The sequence below is a fragment of the Rhizobium leguminosarum genome (assembly GCF_004123835.1).
Taxonomy (GTDB): domain Bacteria; phylum Pseudomonadota; class Alphaproteobacteria; order Rhizobiales; family Rhizobiaceae; genus Rhizobium; species Rhizobium leguminosarum_M.
The window spans coordinates 732,161-748,438 of sequence record NZ_MZMU01000012.1 but is presented as its reverse complement, the minus strand read 5'-3'; the positions used below and the strand labels follow the sequence as shown (position 1 = coordinate 748,438).

Annotated in this window: 16 protein-coding genes and 1 pseudogene; 5 read left to right on the top strand and 12 right to left on the bottom strand. The window is 60.7% G+C overall.

Annotated features, from left to right (window positions below; all coding sequences use genetic code 11):
- Positions 1 to 2: 2 nt before the first annotated feature.
- Positions 3 to 965: a VOC family protein gene (locus tag B5P46_RS20495; protein ID WP_129420314.1), complete on the bottom strand. Its 963-nt coding sequence runs from the start codon at positions 963 to 965 to the stop codon at positions 3 to 5.
- Positions 966 to 1,054: 89 nt separating this feature from the next.
- A pseudogene (locus B5P46_RS20490) lies at positions 1,055 to 1,200 on the bottom strand (PIG-L deacetylase family protein); the annotation flags it as partial.
- A gap of 477 nt (positions 1,201 to 1,677) precedes the next feature.
- Between B5P46_RS20490 and B5P46_RS20485 the strand changes: the two are divergent.
- A complete protein-coding gene (locus B5P46_RS20485) occupies positions 1,678 to 2,562 on the top strand; it encodes an NAD(P)-dependent oxidoreductase (RefSeq protein WP_129420313.1) in 885 nt (294 codons plus the stop codon).
- Positions 2,559 to 3,770, top strand: a complete 1,212-nt coding sequence (locus tag B5P46_RS20480; protein WP_129420312.1) for a LysR family transcriptional regulator — start codon at positions 2,559 to 2,561, stop codon at positions 3,768 to 3,770. The genes B5P46_RS20485 and B5P46_RS20480 overlap by 4 nt, the downstream gene beginning before the upstream one ends.
- 13 nt (positions 3,771 to 3,783) lie before the next feature.
- Here the strand turns inward: B5P46_RS20480 and B5P46_RS20475 are convergent, their stop codons facing one another.
- Positions 3,784 to 4,392 carry a LysE/ArgO family amino acid transporter gene (locus B5P46_RS20475; RefSeq protein ID WP_129420542.1) on the bottom strand — a complete coding sequence of 203 codons (609 nt, stop codon included), beginning with the start codon at positions 4,390 to 4,392 and terminating at the stop codon, positions 3,784 to 3,786.
- Between the two features lie 100 nt (positions 4,393 to 4,492).
- Here B5P46_RS20475 and B5P46_RS20470 point away from each other — a divergent pair, with 100 nt between their 5' ends.
- Positions 4,493 to 5,386 carry a LysR family transcriptional regulator ArgP gene (locus B5P46_RS20470; RefSeq protein WP_129420311.1) on the top strand — a complete coding sequence of 298 codons (894 nt, stop codon included), beginning with the start codon at positions 4,493 to 4,495 and terminating at the stop codon, positions 5,384 to 5,386.
- Between the two features lie 48 nt (positions 5,387 to 5,434).
- Here B5P46_RS20470 and B5P46_RS20465 read toward each other — a convergent pair whose 3' ends face one another.
- The 7 genes from B5P46_RS20465 to B5P46_RS20435 form a co-directional block, all read right to left on the bottom strand.
- Entirely contained in the window at positions 5,435 to 5,794 is a 360-nt protein-coding gene (locus tag B5P46_RS20465) for a hypothetical protein (RefSeq protein WP_129420310.1), read from the bottom strand.
- 107 nt (positions 5,795 to 5,901) lie between these two features.
- Positions 5,902 to 6,384: a transcription elongation factor GreA gene (gene greA, locus B5P46_RS20460; RefSeq protein ID WP_129420309.1), complete on the bottom strand. Its 483-nt coding sequence runs from the start codon at positions 6,382 to 6,384 to the stop codon at positions 5,902 to 5,904.
- A gap of 209 nt (positions 6,385 to 6,593) precedes the next feature.
- Positions 6,594 to 6,779 (bottom strand): DUF3008 family protein, encoded by a 186-nt coding sequence (locus B5P46_RS20455; protein ID WP_129420308.1) that lies wholly within the window; start codon positions 6,777 to 6,779, stop codon positions 6,594 to 6,596.
- 36 nt (positions 6,780 to 6,815) lie between these two features.
- Positions 6,816 to 7,022 (bottom strand): DUF2945 domain-containing protein, encoded by a 207-nt coding sequence (locus B5P46_RS20450; protein ID WP_129420307.1) that lies wholly within the window; start codon positions 7,020 to 7,022, stop codon positions 6,816 to 6,818.
- A 109-nt stretch (positions 7,023 to 7,131) separates the two neighbouring features.
- Positions 7,132 to 7,365, bottom strand: a complete 234-nt coding sequence (locus tag B5P46_RS20445; RefSeq protein WP_129420306.1) for a DUF2171 domain-containing protein — start codon at positions 7,363 to 7,365, stop codon at positions 7,132 to 7,134.
- A 79-nt stretch (positions 7,366 to 7,444) separates the two neighbouring features.
- Positions 7,445 to 8,401 (bottom strand): DUF2950 domain-containing protein, encoded by a 957-nt coding sequence (locus B5P46_RS20440; protein WP_129420305.1) that lies wholly within the window; start codon positions 8,399 to 8,401, stop codon positions 7,445 to 7,447.
- Positions 8,402 to 8,421: 20 nt separating this feature from the next.
- Positions 8,422 to 9,786 carry a DUF3300 domain-containing protein gene (locus B5P46_RS20435; protein ID WP_129420541.1) on the bottom strand — a complete coding sequence of 455 codons (1,365 nt, stop codon included), beginning with the start codon at positions 9,784 to 9,786 and terminating at the stop codon, positions 8,422 to 8,424.
- 397 nt (positions 9,787 to 10,183) lie between these two features.
- Here B5P46_RS20435 and B5P46_RS20430 point away from each other — a divergent pair, with 397 nt between their 5' ends.
- Positions 10,184 to 12,889: an MGH1-like glycoside hydrolase domain-containing protein gene (locus tag B5P46_RS20430; RefSeq protein WP_129420304.1), complete on the top strand. Its 2,706-nt coding sequence runs from the start codon at positions 10,184 to 10,186 to the stop codon at positions 12,887 to 12,889.
- A 59-nt stretch (positions 12,890 to 12,948) separates the two neighbouring features.
- The gene (locus B5P46_RS20425; protein WP_245456203.1) at positions 12,949 to 13,875 is read left to right on the top strand and encodes an SDR family oxidoreductase; all 927 of its coding nucleotides are present in this window, start codon (positions 12,949 to 12,951) and stop codon (positions 13,873 to 13,875) included.
- A gap of 131 nt (positions 13,876 to 14,006) precedes the next feature.
- Here B5P46_RS20425 and B5P46_RS20420 read toward each other — a convergent pair whose 3' ends face one another.
- Positions 14,007 to 15,035 (bottom strand): DUF2955 domain-containing protein, encoded by a 1,029-nt coding sequence (locus tag B5P46_RS20420; protein ID WP_129420303.1) that lies wholly within the window; start codon positions 15,033 to 15,035, stop codon positions 14,007 to 14,009.
- Entirely contained in the window at positions 15,025 to 16,131 is a 1,107-nt protein-coding gene (locus B5P46_RS20415; protein WP_129420302.1) for an HlyD family secretion protein, read from the bottom strand. Before B5P46_RS20415 ends, B5P46_RS20420 begins: the two co-directional genes overlap by 11 nt.
- Between the last annotated feature and the right edge of the window lie 147 nt (positions 16,132 to 16,278).

Here is a 16,278-nt window from a genome sequence, read left to right as displayed (position 1 = left end):
GCTTATGCTCCGTTCTTGTCCGCCGGCGGCGTGCCGTGGGTGTGGAATGTTTCGATCGTCCTCAGCCCCCAGGCCTGCCCCTTTTTCCGGTCGGCCTCGGTCCAGACGATCGGCTCCCAGTCGGGCGCCAGGATGAGACGCGCGCCGGCATTGGCAAGCTCGACGCGATTGCCGGCCGGCTCCCAGACGTAGAGGAAGAACGTGCCCTGGATCGCGTGTTTGTGCGGGCCGGTCTCGATGTGGACGCCGTTTTCCAGAAAGATGTCGGCCGCCCGCAGAATGTCGTCCCGCGTGTCCGTCGCATAGGTGACGTGGTGAAGACGAGCGTCGCCGCGGCCATGCTCCTCGGTGCAGGCAAGGTCGTAGCCCTTGTTGTTGATGGTGAACCAGCAGCCGCCTACGCGCCCGTTGTCGAGCTGGATCATCTCGGTCACCCGGGACCCCAGGCACGTCTCCATGAACCGCCTGAACTCGGAAACATCCGACGCCAGAAGATTAAGATGGTCGAGACGCCGGGGGTGGCATCCCCGACCATGATAGCGCTGCGCAATATTCTTCAGAGCCGGCTTTTCATCGTCGGGCGGTCGGTAGCGGACCGTGTCGTAATAGATTTCGAACACATGCCCGAACGGATCCTCGAAGCGAAAGGCGCTGTTATGGCCGAGATCGCCGTCGACCCATCCCAGAACCTTGTAGCCGCTCGCTTCGATCACCTTCACCCGCCGGTCGAGCGCCTCAGGCGAAGAGGCCCGATAGGCGATGTGCCCGACGCCGGTCGTGTGGTGGCGCGTCAGCTTCAGCGTATGGAACTCGTAATCGTCCCATGCCCTGAGGTAGGCGGAATTCTCGTCCCGGCCGGCAAGGCTCAGGCCGTAGACCCGCAGAAAAAAGTCGAGACTTTCTTCGAACTTGTTCGAATACATCTCGACATGCGCCAAGTGGGCAATGTCGAAACAAGGTTCCATCTATCTCTCTCCTCCCTTGGCCGGTCAGAGCTCGTCGACCGTGCGCGGAAAGACCGATTGAAAGCCTTCCGCTTATTGGGCGCCGCGTCCGCCGGACTGCCGCGCTGTCCGAAGGACAGGCATACGACCGTGACGTCGTAACCCCTTTGGCGTGTAGCGCCGCCGCGCCACCGCAGCGCCAGACGAAATCCGCAACATGGGCGCTGATGACGAGAGCCGTCTTCTTTTCCGACATGAATATCTCGTTCCTAAAGCGCGTCGCGATCTTTCAGATTCGCTTGCCATGCTTTAGGTCTTTGGTTTTGCGCATGTCGTTGTCGCAAAACCGCTGCACACTTTTGCGCGACATGCTGTAGTTGACGGGATTTCATGCCTCAGCCTGCCGTTTGCCAATTTGGAATTTGCGCCGATCTCATAAGTTTTCGCTATAGGAAAGCCGCTCAGCTGATCCCCGCCGGCAGCGAACTATAGCTTTTTCTTATATGTCGCCGATCATTTTGAAATGGGAATTTCCCTCACATCCGGACAGCCTAACGCCACGATCAGGCTCGAAGACGCATGTCGAGCCATCACATATCGACGCCTCCGCCGACAAGGCAGACGTCGACGTAGGGAGGATGCCCTCGCGGCAGGCGCGGCCGGGACCGCGCCTGCCTGCCCAATTTCACTTCGAGGAACGAGCTGCCTGGCAGCATCGGGAAAGGGAAAACCGATGTCGGCGATTGCAACGATCGGATTCGGCGAAGCAGCGCAGGCCTTTGTGTCGGGCTGGATATCCGAGAATGGCGCTGCGTCCCCCGGTAGGATCTCCACATTCGACATAAAGGTGGAGGATCCATCCCTGCGTGGCGATTTGCTCCGGGCCTGTTCGGATCTCGGCGTCGACTGTGCCGAAATTCCGGGGCAGGCATTGGCGGGCGCCGGCACCGTATTCAGTCTGGTGACTGCGGATCGCTCTCTGGAAGCTGCGGCGCGCGCCGCCGAATTCCTCGACAGGGACGCCTTGTATCTCGACTGCAATTCCTGCTCCCCCGCGACGAAGGCGGCGGCCGCCAAGCTCGTCGAAGCCGCCGGCGCCATCTATGTCGACGTCGCCGTGATGTCGCCTGTCCATCCCGCCCGTCATCGAACGCCGCTGCTGATCTCCGGATCACAGGCAGACCGCGCGCAACGCGTGCTCCTCGACCTCGGCATGAAGGTCCAGACGGCGGGAAACGAGGTCGGGCAGGCCTCCTCGATCAAGATGCTCCGATCGGTGATGATCAAGGGTTTCGAAGCGCTGACCGCGGAATGCCTGCTTGCCGCGCGCCGCGCCGGGGTCGAGAAGGCAGTGCTCGCCTCTCTCCAGGCTTCTGATCCCGGGATGGACTGGACCGCGCGCGCAGCTTACAACCTTGAACGCATGATGGCCCATGGGAGGCGGCGGGCGGCGGAGATGCAGGAAGTCGCCGCGACACTGAGGGAACTCGGCCTGCCGGACCGCATGGCCTCGGCAACGACCGACTGGCAGCGGCAGATCGGCGAATTGGACATCCGCACGGAGGAGAATTCTCTGGAAGCGCGGGCGGATGCCATTCTGGAGCGTAATTTGACTTGAATCCGACAGCATCTCAGGCATCGCAAGTCCAGCATAACCTCCGCCACCTCCGGGTCTTCCTGGCAGTGGTCGACACCAATTCCGTCACCCGGGCGGCCGATGTCTGCCATCTCTCGCAGCCTGCGGTCACGCAGGCGCTCTCCAAGATAGAGCGCGGCCTGCGCACGACCCTGTTCACCAGGACGCCGCAGGGACTGTTCGCCAATGCGCAGGGCGATGTCCTCGCAAAGCGTGTGCGAAGAGCCTTCGGTTTCCTCGATCCGGCCCTCAACGAACTCAGCCCGCGCCTTCGCATGGTCGCGACGACCTCGCAGCTGCAGGCCCTCGTCGCCGTGCGCGAGGCCGAGAATTTCACGCTTGCCGCTCGCAGGCTCGGCCTGGCCCAACCCACCGTTCACCGGGCGGTGACGCAGCTTGAGGAGGAAGCCGCCCGCCCGCTGTTCGAGCGGACCTCCTACGGCATCGTCGCCACCCGCGCCGCCGGAACGCTCGCACAGGCCGCACGCCTCGCCTTTGCCGAACTGGCGCAGGCGGAGGTGGATCTCGCCGAAACGCTTTCAGAGGAAGCAGGTCGGATCGTCGTCGGTGCGATGCCGCTTTCGCGCTCCTTCGTGCTTCCGAGAGCTATCGCCGAGTTCCGGAAATCGCGTCCGAACACGCCGATCCACATTCTGGAAGGTCCCTATGCCGATCTGCTTGCCGGCCTCAGGCGCGGCGAGATCGATTTCCTGATTGGCGCGTTGCGTGATCCCGCACCGATCGGTGACGTCGAGCAACGCTTCCTGTTCACCGATACGCTGGTCGTCGTCGCCGGCAGCAACCATCCGCTGACGGCACGCTCGGAGCTCTCGGTCGAGGAACTCGCGGCCTATCCATGGATCGTCGGCCAGCGCGGCACACCGATACGACGGCACTTCGACGCCCTGTTCGAGGGTCTGGACCACCCGCCGAAGAGCATCGTCGAATCGAGCTCGCTCATCCTGATGCGCGAATTGCTGAACGGAACGGACCATCTCGGCTGCATTTCCTACCTGCAGGCCCAGGCGGAATTGTCCCGCGGCCTCCTCAAGGCTTTGCCGCTCGACCTCAGCCACACGGCACGACCGATCGGCCTCACCCTGCGCATCAATTGGATGCCGACGCGCGCACAGGAACAATTCCTGAAGTTCGTCTCGTCGAACGAGGAGCCTGCCACCGAAACGCCGTGAAGCGGATCGGCGATCACAACCCGCCCAGCAGCTTGAACGCTATGATCCACATCGTGAAAGCGACGAGCGTTTCCAACACGCGCCAGGATGAGGGTTTCGAGAAGATCGGCCGCAGCCGCTTCGCGCCATATCCGAGCGAAAAGAAGAACAGGAAGGAGCCCGTCACCGCCCCGGCTGCAAAAGAAGCCTGCTCGCCCGGATATCGTGTCGATATCGTGCCGAGCAGCACCACGGTGTCGAGATAAACATGCGGATTGAGCCAGGTGAGTGCGAGGCAGGTCGCGAGCGTCTGCCGAAAGCTCGATGTTTTGGCTTCCCCGGCTGTCAGTGCGGCGGACGACCGCAAGGCGGAATAGAGGCTTCTTGCCCCGTACCAGACCAGAAATACGGCTCCTCCGTAGCGCATGACAGGATCGAGCCAGGGCATGAACCTGGCGATTTGCTGCAGGCTGGTCACGCCAAGCACGATCAGCGCGGCATCCGATAAGGCGCATGCGAAGCAGACGGCAAAGACATGTTCGTTGCGTAAGCCCTGGCGGAGGATGAAGGCGTTCTGCGCGCCGATGGCGACGATCAGGCTGAGGCCCATCATCAGGCCGGTTCCATAGATCGAAAAATTCATCTCTTCGGCCAACGCCCCTCATTTCGGTGAGGTTGCGCTATCGCTATTTCGAGAATTAGGCTAATTAATCCAGCTTACCCAGATTAAGCGAAACTAATCCATGCTCGACTATCCCGCTCTTCGCGCCGTCGCAACCATTGTCCAGACAGGCAGCTTCGAAAGAGCTGCGACCGCCTTGAACGTGACCCCTTCGGCCATTTCGCAGCGCGTGAAGCAGCTCGAAGAGCGTCTCGGCGTCGTCCTCATCGTCAGAGGCACGCCGTGCACGGCGACGGAAAAGGGAGAATGGCTCTGCCGCCATATGGAAAATGTCGGCATGCTCGAAGCCGAACTCTTCGGGCAACTGCCGGCCCTCGTCGATCCCGACGAACCACGCCAAAGGGTCACGCTTCAAATAGCGACGAATGCCGACAGCCTCGGGACATGGTTCGTCGAAGCCATCTCGAATTTTGCCAAAAGCTCTTCCTATCTGCTGAACGTCGCCGTCGACGACCAGGACCATACCGCCGAATGGCTCCAGCGCGGACGGGTGATCGCCGCCGTCACCAGCCTGGAAAAACCGGTCCGCGGATGCCGGCGTTTTGCCCTCGGCGTTCTGCGTTACCATGCAACGGCAACCCCCGACTTCGTCGCACGCTATTTTCCGCAGGGCGTGACATCAGAGGCGATCCGCAACGCTCCGGCGCTGACCTTCGATCAAAAGGACAGGCTGCAGAGCAGCTGGATCAGGCGAACATTCGGACGCGATCTCGATTATCCCACCCACTGGCTGCCTTCGCCGCAGAGCTTCGTCGAGGCCAGCCTTTCGGGCATGTGCTGGGGAATGAACCCGACCCAACTGACCTGCGAGCACCTCGCATCCGGACGGCTGGTCGAGCTGGTGCCCGACACGCCGCTCGATGTCCCGCTCTACTGGCAGATAAATCGCCTCGCCGCCGACCGCCTGGCGGATCTGACACGCGAAGTCGTCACCGTGGCCAAGCGCCGTCTTTGATGCATCACTCAAAAATGCAGCATCATCCCGGTGACCGTGTCGCTTTTATCAGACGTAAGCCGTGCGGCTGCCGAACTCGCTGGCCTCGTCAAAATTCGTGGTGCCGATACGCTCGCTTTCGCCGGAAAGTTCTTTCGGAGCGTCACCGGCAGGCTTCGATGCAGCAGACGCCTGACTTTGGCTGCTCTCGCTCGCTTCGAGCTTGGCAATCTTAGCTTCCAGCGTCGCGATAGATTTTTTGATTGCGGTCTTCTCTTGCTCGTCCTGCGTTTCCGACAGGGCTGCCTGCTTTTCGGCAAGCTGCGCCTCGAGAGAGGCACGTTGGTCAGACGAACTGGAAGACGAGGTTGAAACGGCTGAACTCAAAATGGTGGATGCAGAACTGGAAATTGCGCTGACCATGAGCATGACTTTCGATGATGGAGTGCCATCGTTCTAGCCACGGATGGTAAAGGTTCGATAAATAAAGTACCAAACGGTACCAAAATAATGAGAGCTACGCGAATAGCACTCTCCTATGCGATGGCGATGATTTCCAGTTCCTGGCCGCCTGTCTCCACCACATCGCCGACAGCCTTGCCCATCAGCAACCGCGCCACCGGGGAGACGTAGGAAATCGATCCGGCCTTGGGGTCGGCTTCGTCCTCTCCGACGATACGATAGGTCTGCACGCGCCCGTCGTCACGACGGAAAGTCACCATGCCGCCAAAGGCGACGGTGTCGATTGACGTAGGGAAAGGCATGAGCTGGGCGGTGCGAAGTCTTGCGGCTAAGTAGCGAAGATCACGCAAGGGATTGGCTGTCTGCCGCCGCCGTTCGTTCACGTCTTCGATGGTGATCGCGCCATCATAGGCCTCGCGAGCCTCTTTGAACTGCCGCTCGAGAGCCTTCAGTCCTGCTTCCGTAACAAGGTTCGGATGCGCCGAAATCGGACGATCGGGCAGCAGGGTTTCCGAAGCGGTTTCGAAACTCTCTTCCTTGGTAAAAGCGACGGCCAATCTCGGACTCCGTTTTAGCGCGATGCGCTCTTCTAGCTAATGGGCAAATTGCCTCGAAACGATTGTCAAAACCATACACCGACCGCGGATGAACCGCCAATCTTGCCTCATAGGCAGCCGTCGCCGGCGGCGGAGGCACGCTTTCAAGATCACGGCCCCGTAGCGGTTAAGGGACGGGAACGTCTTGACGCATGGCGGTTCGACATCTCTCATTTCGAGACGTGCTGAGGTTTGCCTTTCCTCTTGGTTGATGCGAACTCCTCGAGCTGTTTTTCGCTCATGGATTCGGCCATCTGTTTCGAGGCGCCTTTGAGTTCGCTCTTCGGCGTCTCGCCACGCTTGGCAGAAAGTGCGGCGCCTGCCGCCTTCTGCTGGGCTTTGGACTTGGCTGGCATATCGATCTCCTCTTGCTCAAATCAGCGACCGCCGGCTCAAAGCTTCCTGAGTTCGTCAGGCTTGTGTGCGGCGCGCTTTCCCGACCTGTCGCTCTCGACAATATATTGCGGCTCGGCTTTCGATGCCTTCACGCTGTGGCCTTTGATCGTCGGACCGGCCTGCTTTTTGACCACCCTGCCCTCGGTCTTTCCCTGGCTGGTATTCCAGCTGACCTCATCGCCCCTCTTTAGTTGCTTCGACATGGCGGGCTCCTTTATGAGCATGATGCCGAAAAGTGTGAGCGGTTTTCGGACGACATTATGCTCCCTGTTCCAAGGAGGCTGCGGCCCGCAAGCCGCAGCCGACCGGCTGTCAGTTGATGGTAGCCCATTGCATCCGGACATCCCTGGCGTTCTTCGACAGATGGACGTGAGCATCCACGTGGTCGACCCAATCCATCGGGATCAAGTGGTGCTTGCCGTCTTCCGAGTCGAGCTTCGTCAGCTTGATGCGCGTGGGGCCGTCGAGATGATCGACTGTGCCGATATGGGTGCCGTCGGCGGTCCGCACTTCCATATGTTCACGAATCTGATCTGCGGAAATCATCGTTTCCTCCTTTGCATTGTCAGGTACGAAGCGGCAACGAGGTGGAGCAGACTTGGTTCCCAACACGCGCAACCCTCGTTCAATCAGCAGTCACGTCCCAATTGTCACCCGGGTTGAAGGTCCTGACGCCAGCAGCTATTTTTTCGGTCTCCCGGCCGAGATCGGCCTGGTAGACCGTGCCGTTCGCGTTGACGACGAAGGTGTGCACGCCGGTTTCGCCATATCGGATCGGCCAGGCGATAAGGGCGAATCCTGCGATCATGTTGCCGTTGATCACATAATCGAACTCTCCGCCCGCGATGTTCGGTCCCTGGCCGTCGATGATCCTGTAGCGATAGCCGTAATAGCCTTCGCCGGCCTTGGCCTTATCAAGCGCGGCATTGTCTTCGAGAGCGTTGCCCGCCGGGCTATCCCCCTCGCCCAGATCAGGCGACCAATAGAGACCATCGGTTTTGCCGTCGCTGCTGATCAGTTTCTGGGCATATTCCAGAACGCCGTCGTCGTCGTGGTCGGCGGAAGAATATTCCTTTTGAGCGTCGACATAGGCCTGCATCGTGTCGATGGTCTGCAATTCGTTCTCGCCGACGCGACGATCGATGATCTCCTCGAACCCGGCATAGGTGTCGAAACTCCATTTGCCATCCTCGCCTTTCACGATCGGAAATGGCAGAGGCCATAATTTGTCGCCGATCTCGATGGTCTTGCGGTCATCGACGTCCTTCATGACGATCTTCTTCTTCGTGCCGTCCCGGATCTGTGCGTAGGTGTCCATCACGCCTTCGCCTGCCCTTGCTTTGGCTGCATCGATACCCAGCAGCGCCGTAAACTTGTCGAAATCATCAGCCGCCAGGGCCGCCTTGAAGGCGTCGACGGCCTGTTCCGGCGTCTCGAATACGGGCGGATCGCTCTGCGAGGCGAAGCCTGAGATGACGGTCGCATCGGATGGCTCTGCGGCAGATGCCGGAACCGGATCGGTGGCGAGAGCCGCAAGAGCGAACACCGAACCCAGAAGCATGTTTCTGACTGACTTTGTCATGACTTTCCTCCTTCTTCTGGTTATCGACGACGGCCGCCGCCGCCACCGCCGCGGCGCATTTCTCTGCCGCCGCCACCGCGATTGCCGCCGGCCATGGCCTGTCTGCCGCGGTTGGACTGCATCTCAGCGCGCCTGCCACTGTCGACCTGACCAAGGGCCGACGGCTTTCTGGGCCGGCTGTCGACCCGGGCAGCAGGCTTCGGCTTTGCGACCGGGCGTTTGGCGTTGACTCCGGGCCTTGCGTTTTCGGCAGCCCTGTTCGGCGTTCTTGCGTCGGGCCTGCGGTTCTGCGCAGCCTGCGCTACCTTCCCGCCCCCAGCCGCTGCTGTATTGCCTGCCTTGTTGCGAGTAGCATTTACCCTGTCCGCATCGATCTTGCTCTTGCGGACATCGTTGACACTGACTTTGCCTGGCTGGTCGCGGATCGTGTTCGCACGGTCGTTGCCTCTTGCTCCGACCCGGCTGCCGGCGTTCGCCTCGATACTGGTCCGGAAGGAGCTGCGGTCGATCTTGTTGAACTGCGCGCTGTCGAACCCGATCTTGCTGCGGTCGACGTTCTTCCAGTCGACGTCGTTGATATTCACCTTGCCGTTGATGTTGTTCAAACAGTTGTTGCAGTCGATGTCGACATTGCCGTTCCAGCGCCCGCCCCATACGCCCCAGCGGTTCCAGTCGACGGCGGCGGCCCACACCGCTCCCGTCACCACGCCCGCGAAAAAGGTGGCGGTCGGATAGTAGTAGTTCGGATACGGCTCGGAATAATAGCCGATAGGCTCGGCCACATAGTTCGGTTCATACAGCATCTCCGGCGCGTATTGCGGAACGTAGATCTTCTCAGGACTGGCGGAGACGATCACCACGTTGTCGTTCTCCTGGCTGACCTTGATCTTGTCATCGGTCTTGATGATGCCGTCGGCGACCGCTTTGTCGCGCAGTTGCTGTATGGCGATCAGAACGTCCTTCTGCTGGTAGGCAAGCGCCTCTCCGAGAGACTGCGTCCAGTCCAGATCCTCGCTCATCATCGTCACGATCTGAGGGTAATTCAGCAGCGATACGATGCTGCCATCCCACGTCGTCTTCGGCTTGAGCTTGGGCTGCTTCTTCAAGGTTTCGAGGAACCGGGCTGCTTCCACGACCTGTAGTGGATAGAGCGACGCCGACGTGACGAGCGCAACCAGTTCGTCCGGATATAGCGCGATCCGCGCCACCAGGATTTCGAGTTCGTCCTCGCTCAGCGGCGCCGGCGCGTCGTCTTCCGCCGCGACGGGACTGGAGGCGGCCGGCTCCTGCGCGGCGGCGGTCAGAGTCAGATGTGGCGAAAACGGGAACCCTGCAAAAGGCAGGAACAGGCCCGTGGCGAGTAACAAAGCGTGAGGTCTAGCCATCTCAAATCCTCCTTGCGGGCAGACATGGTGTGTAGGCTGTCGACTATTGTATCTTCGCTCGTGCCGCATACTCCTCCGAGTGGAGGAGGATTGATAGCTAAACATCGGCCAAGTCGTCTTTTGCTACAAATTTATAGCAAAGACAGCTCCAGGCGTAGTCGCGGAACCGATCTCTGACGTATGTTACAGTAACACACTTACAAAAGCGGAGTTCAGCGCGCAGGCTAAATCGACCGCGTGCAGGATCTCCCCTCTGCCTTTTGCGGGAGTGTAGATGGGCCGCCATACCTACCTCTCTTTCAGTTCAGCCGCTTGATCACGAAGTCATGGTCATGGACCACTGCCTCCTTTGAAGGCGATATGGCACGCCAATTATCAGTGACCGCGAGGGCGCGTGATGAATGCTGAATCCCAGCGCCTCCGGGAAGCGCGAGACGGAAAAGCCGACTGGAAGAAATGGGGTCCCTACCTGTCCGAACGGCAGTGGGGAACCGTTCGCGAGGATTACAGCGAGGGTGGCGATGCGTGGGACTACCTCACCCACGACCAGGCCAGGTCGCGCGCCTATCGCTGGGGCGAAGACGGTCTGGCGGGTATCAGCGACAGCAAGCAGCGGCTGTGTTTTGCGCTGGCCCTCTGGAATGGACACGATCCCATCCTGAAGGAACGGCTGTTCGGCCTTACCAACAGCGAGGGCAATCACGGCGAGGATGTGAAGGAGTACTACTTCTACCTGGATTCGACGCCGACCCACTCCTACATGAAGTATCTCTACAAATATCCTCAAGCCGCCTACCCCTACGACGACCTGGTGAACACCAATAGCCGGCGTGGGAAAGGCGAGCTCGAATACGAACTGATCGATACCGGCGTGTTCGACGCCGATCGCTACTTCGACGTCTTCATCGAATATGCCAAGGCAGCACCCGAGGACATTCTTGTCGAGATCACCATTGCCAATCGCGGTCCGGAAGCGGCCACCCTGCACGTGCTGCCGACATTATGGTTCAGGAATAGGTGGTCCTGGGGTGAAGAGGGTGAAAAGCCAACGCTGGAACGTGTGGAGCAGAATGACGCCCCGGCTGTGATCGCGGCCAAAGTCGCGCCCGGGCAGCCGGCGGACGCGACACGATATCTCTATTGCGACGGTTCGCCGGCACTGCTGTTCACCGAAAACGAGACGAACACGCAACGTCTGTTCGGCGTCCCAAGCACTACTCCGTTCGTCAAGGACGGGATCGACAGCTTCGTCGTGCGCGCTCGTACCGACGCCGTGAACCCGCAGCAGATCGGAACCAAGGCCGCGGCACATTACGTCGTCATCGTGGATGCCGGGCAATCCCGGACGTTGCGGCTGCGGCTCTGTGACGTGCCGCCGGCAGTATCCAAGAATGTCCGGCCAATGTTCGATCGTTCGTTCGACGACGCGATGCAGGCGCGGCGGCGCGAAGCCGACGAGTTCTACGCTTCGATCACGCCGCCATCGATGACGGCCGACGCCGCCGATGTCATGCGTCAGGCTCTGGCAGGCATGATGTGGGGCAAGCAGTTCTATCTATACGACGTGAACAGATGGCTGGACGAACACGGCGTCGATCCGTTCGATCCGAAGCGCCGGATCGAACAGCGCAACGTCGGCTGGCATCACATGTACAATGCCGACATCATCTCCATGCCGGACAAGTGGGAATACCCCTGGTATGCGGCCTGGGATCTGGCATTCCAGGTGATCGCTCTGACGATGGTCGATCCCGACTTCGGCAAGGATCAGATCGATCTGATGCTGCGCGAAGCCTACATGCATCCGAACGGGCAGATACCGGCTTACGAGTGGAATTTCGGCGACGTCAATCCACCCGTCCATGCCTGGGCGACGATCTTTACCTACCGTCTGGAGCAGGCGCGGTCAGGCAAGGGCGACGTCGCCTGGCTGCAGAGGTCCTTCCAGAAACTGCTTCTGAACTTCACCTGGTGGGTCAACCGCAAGGACCGATCCGGCAAGAATGTCTTCGAAGGCGGCTTCCTTGGGCTAGACAATATCGGGGTGTTCGACCGCAGTGCGCCGTTGCCGACTGGGGGTTACCTGGAACAGGCCGACGGCACCGCATGGATGGCGCTCTACTGCCAAAACATGATGGAGATAGCCACCGAACTGGCTCTCAAGGGCGCCGGCGGCGAGGAGATGGTGCTCAAATTCACGCAGCATTTCCTATGGATAGCCTCGGCGATGATCCATGCAGGCGATGAGGTCGGAATGTGGGACGAGGAAGATGGGTTCTTCTACGACGTCCTCCGCCTGCCGAATGGGCAGGCCCAGCGTCTCAAGGTCCGCTCGATGGTCGGCTTGCTGCCGCTTTGCGCCGCCACCACCTTCGAGGGCGACCTCTACCAACGGTACCCCGAGGTCACCAGGCAGATGAAGCATTTCTTCGATACGCGCCCGGAATTGATCGCCTTCATCCATGACCCGCGCAAGCCGGGTCACGCCAATCGTCAGCTCGCCTCGATACTGGACGAGAACAAGCTTCGTCGCGTGCTGTCGACGATGCTCGATGAGAACGAATTCCTCAGTCCTTATGGCATCAGGGCACTGTCGCGCTACCACGATGAGCACCCCTACGTCTTCCAGGTCGGCGATCATGAGCACCGCGTAGCCTATCTGCCGGCAGAATCCGACAGCGGCATGTTTGGCGGAAACTCGAATTGGCGCGGCCCGATATGGATGCCGATGAACGGGCTGATTATCCGGGCGCTGCTGCAATACTACAGCTACTATGGCAACGATTTCATCGTTGAATGTCCCACGGGATCCGGCCGTCACATGAACCTCTATCAGGTCGCTGAAGAACTTACCCAGCGTTTGTCGGCCATCTTCCTGCGAGGAAAGGACGGCAGGCGGCCCGTGTTCGGCGGGCAAGCCAGGTTCCAGGACGATCAGTACTGGCGAGACTGCCTGCAGTTCTACGAATATTTTCACGGCGACAACGGCGCCGGTCTTGGCGCGAACCACCAGACGGGCTGGACCGGGTTCATCGCGCGGGGGATGCATCTCTTCGCCTCGGGGTCCGCTGAGGCGTGGCTTGAACGCGCCAAGACCTCCTAGAGCAATTTCAGCAAAAGTGCGCAGCGGTTCGAAGAAAAACGGAAATGCTCTAGGCGCAAGTGCTCGGCGACGCCGACCGAATTCACGCCGGGCCGCTCGGTTCCGGCAAACGAGGAGTGGTCATCATGGAAAATTACTACGAGAACCGGCAATTGCCTCAACCGGTAATCCCAATCCTGTCACCGGTCCATCTGCTGAAGGGCCAGACTGCCCTCGTTACCGGCGCCAATTCCGGGATCGGTCGTGGGATCGCCCTTGCTCTGGGCAAGGCCGGAGCGAACGTGGTCGTCAACTACGTCACGGCCCCAGAGGACGCCACGCAGGTCGTCGACGAGATCCAACAGGGCGGTGGGCGCGCGCTTGCGGTCGCGGCCGACGTCTCCAACGAGGCGCAGGTCGAGGCGATGTTCGCCACCGCCATCGAGGAGTTCGGCACGGTCGACGTGTTCGTCAACAACGCCGGACTTCAAAGGGATGCCCCCTTTCACGAGATGACGAGCGCCCAATGGGACACCGTCATGAACGTCAACCTCAAGGGCGCGTTTCTATGTTCGCGCGCGGCCGTCCGGGAGTTTCTCCGGCGGGGCGTCCGGCCTGACGTTTCCGTGGCAGCCGGCAAGATCGTATTCATCAGCTCGGTCCATGAAGTCATTCCCTGGGCCGGACACGTGAACTATGCCGCGTCGAAAGGCGGGCTGATGCTCCTTATGAAAAGCTTGGCCCAGGAGGTCGCCGAAAAGCGCATCCGCGTCAACAGCATCGCCCCCGGCGCCATTCGCACGCCGATCAATACCAGCGCCTGGCAAACCTCGGAAGCCTACGCTGAGCTGATGAAGCTCATCCCGTATAAGCGCATCGGCGAGGCGGAAGAGATCGGCCGAACAGCGGTGTGGCTCGCGTCTGATTTCACCGATTACATCGTCGGCTCGACGATCTATGTCGACGGCGGAATGACGCTTTATCCTGGTTTCGAGACCGGCGGCTAATGCATTCGCCCAAAAGTGCGCAGCGGTTTTGGGATAACGAAATGCATAATCAAAGGCTTAAAGCGCGCAGCATGAATCCGCTTTGACGCGACGCGCTTTAACGTTTCAGGTCGCTGCCGAAGCAAAGTGCGTCATGCCGATATCCTCTTCGCGTTGCTGGTCCGCGGCCACAGGATCGCGGCAAAGAGCAGCGCGTAGATCAAGGCCGCCGCGACATAGACGATGCGGGTGGCGAAGGATTCTGCAGCACTCCCCGGCAGAGGCGAGACCCCGAGGCCGAAGAGGATCAGGAAGGTCGTCAGGGCGCCGGCAAATACCGGCGCGTCCTTCGAGCGGGCGGCTGCGCGCCCTCCGAGCAGGAGGACGACGACGAGAACGATGAGGAAGATCGAGAGGAGATTAGGGCGCAGCGACAGCGCGGCATACGCGACGGAGGCGAGCACGCCACCGAACAGATTGACGAGCACGAGCCCCATCGCTGCCCGCCCGCTCGCGCCGACGTCGAGCTGTCCGAGCAGCGACGCCACTGTTATGGGAATGACTGCCGCAGCCGTCAGGTTGTCGCTCGTCAGGCAGATCACGACGGAGCCCAAAAGGATGACCGTGTTTGCCAGCGCCCGAAGCAAGGCGGGCGGCCGCTCGTCGACCGCCACTGCCTCGACCTCCCCGGAGAGCGGTTCGGGAAAGACCGCATGGGCGAGCCACATCAGAACCGCGCCCGACAACACCCCGGCGACCAGGATGGACAGGATGGAATTGGCGAGTTCCTTATTCAGGATGCCGAGCAGCGGCACGATGATCGAAACGACGAGCACGAGAAAGACGGCCGGTCCTCCCTTTCCCGTCGACTGTGCGGCGAAGCACGCAAAATAAGTTAGCCCCAGGATCAGAAGAAACGGCGCCGGACGGTCGCCGAGCACGTTGGTCAGAACCATCATCGCCATCCCGGCGATCAGGATGACCATCGCCGCGCCGATGGTCTTCGCAAGCGGCATGGGCCGCGAACTTCCGAGCAGAAACTGGGCGGCAAAGAGCGGACCGAGGAAGGGCACGATAGCCCCCGCAGATACTGCGAGTGTGAAGCCGATGGAGACCGCGAACGCAACCCGAAGCCCCTTGCGTTTCTGCTCCTCGACTGCGGGGCTCCTCTCAGTTGACATATGTCAGCACCGACTTGATGCGGATAGAGAGCGATCCCCAGGCATTGGTGACCGGGTTGTCGCCGGTGTAGATGACGACGCTCGCCTGTGAGCCGTAGCGTACGCCGCCCTTGGGCCTCTGCGCCTCCTCGATGATGAGCCGGACCGGAAACCGCTGCGGCTCCTGGACCCAGCCGCTATCGCTCCGGATCGTCGGCAATCCGGTGTTCGGGTCCGTGCTGCCTTGCGATACACCGAAACCAACGCTCTCGACTTGCGCCGGAAACACCCGACCGGGAAGCGCGTCGAAAAGGACTTCCGCCCGGTTGCCGACTGCGACCTTCTCGAGGCTGTTCTCCTTGAAGGCGGCAGTGATCCAGATCGTGCCGGCATCGATGAAGGTCATGGCTGGCTGTCCAGCCGACACGACCTTACCGGTTGTAAGTTGGAGGTTGGTCACGACCCCGGCCGAAGGTGCCTGAACGGTGGTCCGCAGCAGATCGAGTCGTGCCTTTTCGAGCGCTGCCAGAGCTGCCCGGAGCTGCGGATTGTCATTTCCGCTCGGCCCGAGCTGCTCCTTTGCCTTGGCCAGCTCGGCCTCGGCACCGGTGACGGCTGCCTCTGACTGACCGAAAGCCGATTTGACTGAATCGGCCCTCGCCTTGGAATACACGCCTCTCTGCTGCAGCTCTGCGGCGCGCGCAGATTGTTCGCGAAGATTGTCCCGATCGACCTGGGCCGTGACGAGCTTTGCCTGCGCCGCATCGACAGCAGCCGTTGACGCGCCCATCGACTGGCCGACACTTGCAAGGCTCGCCTCGGCCTCACTGACCGCAAGCTCGTAGCGCTCGGGATCGATACGGAAGAGAACCTGATCGGCGTCGACCCTCGAGTTGTCGACGACTCCCACTTCCACCACCCGGCCGGTGACTTCGGGCGCGATGCCGACGATATAGGCCTGGACCTGAGCCTGCGAGGTCGATGGCGTGCGCCGCTCCATGAAGATGGAGAGGACGAACAGGACGAGCGCCAGCAGGACGACGATGAGGGCTATCCTGCGGAGTGGATTCCGAGGCGCTGGGGAAATGGCAGGCTCGTCCAAATTTTCGGAAACCACGGCAATATCCTTCGGAAGCGTTTCGTTTCGTGGAAGCGCAAAGTTTCAGCGCCGGACGTCTATCGCGATGGTCGTTACCAGGCGATGGAACGCAAGTAGGTAACCGTAACATACGCCGCGCGATGGCCGGCCGCCGGGGCCTGGTCG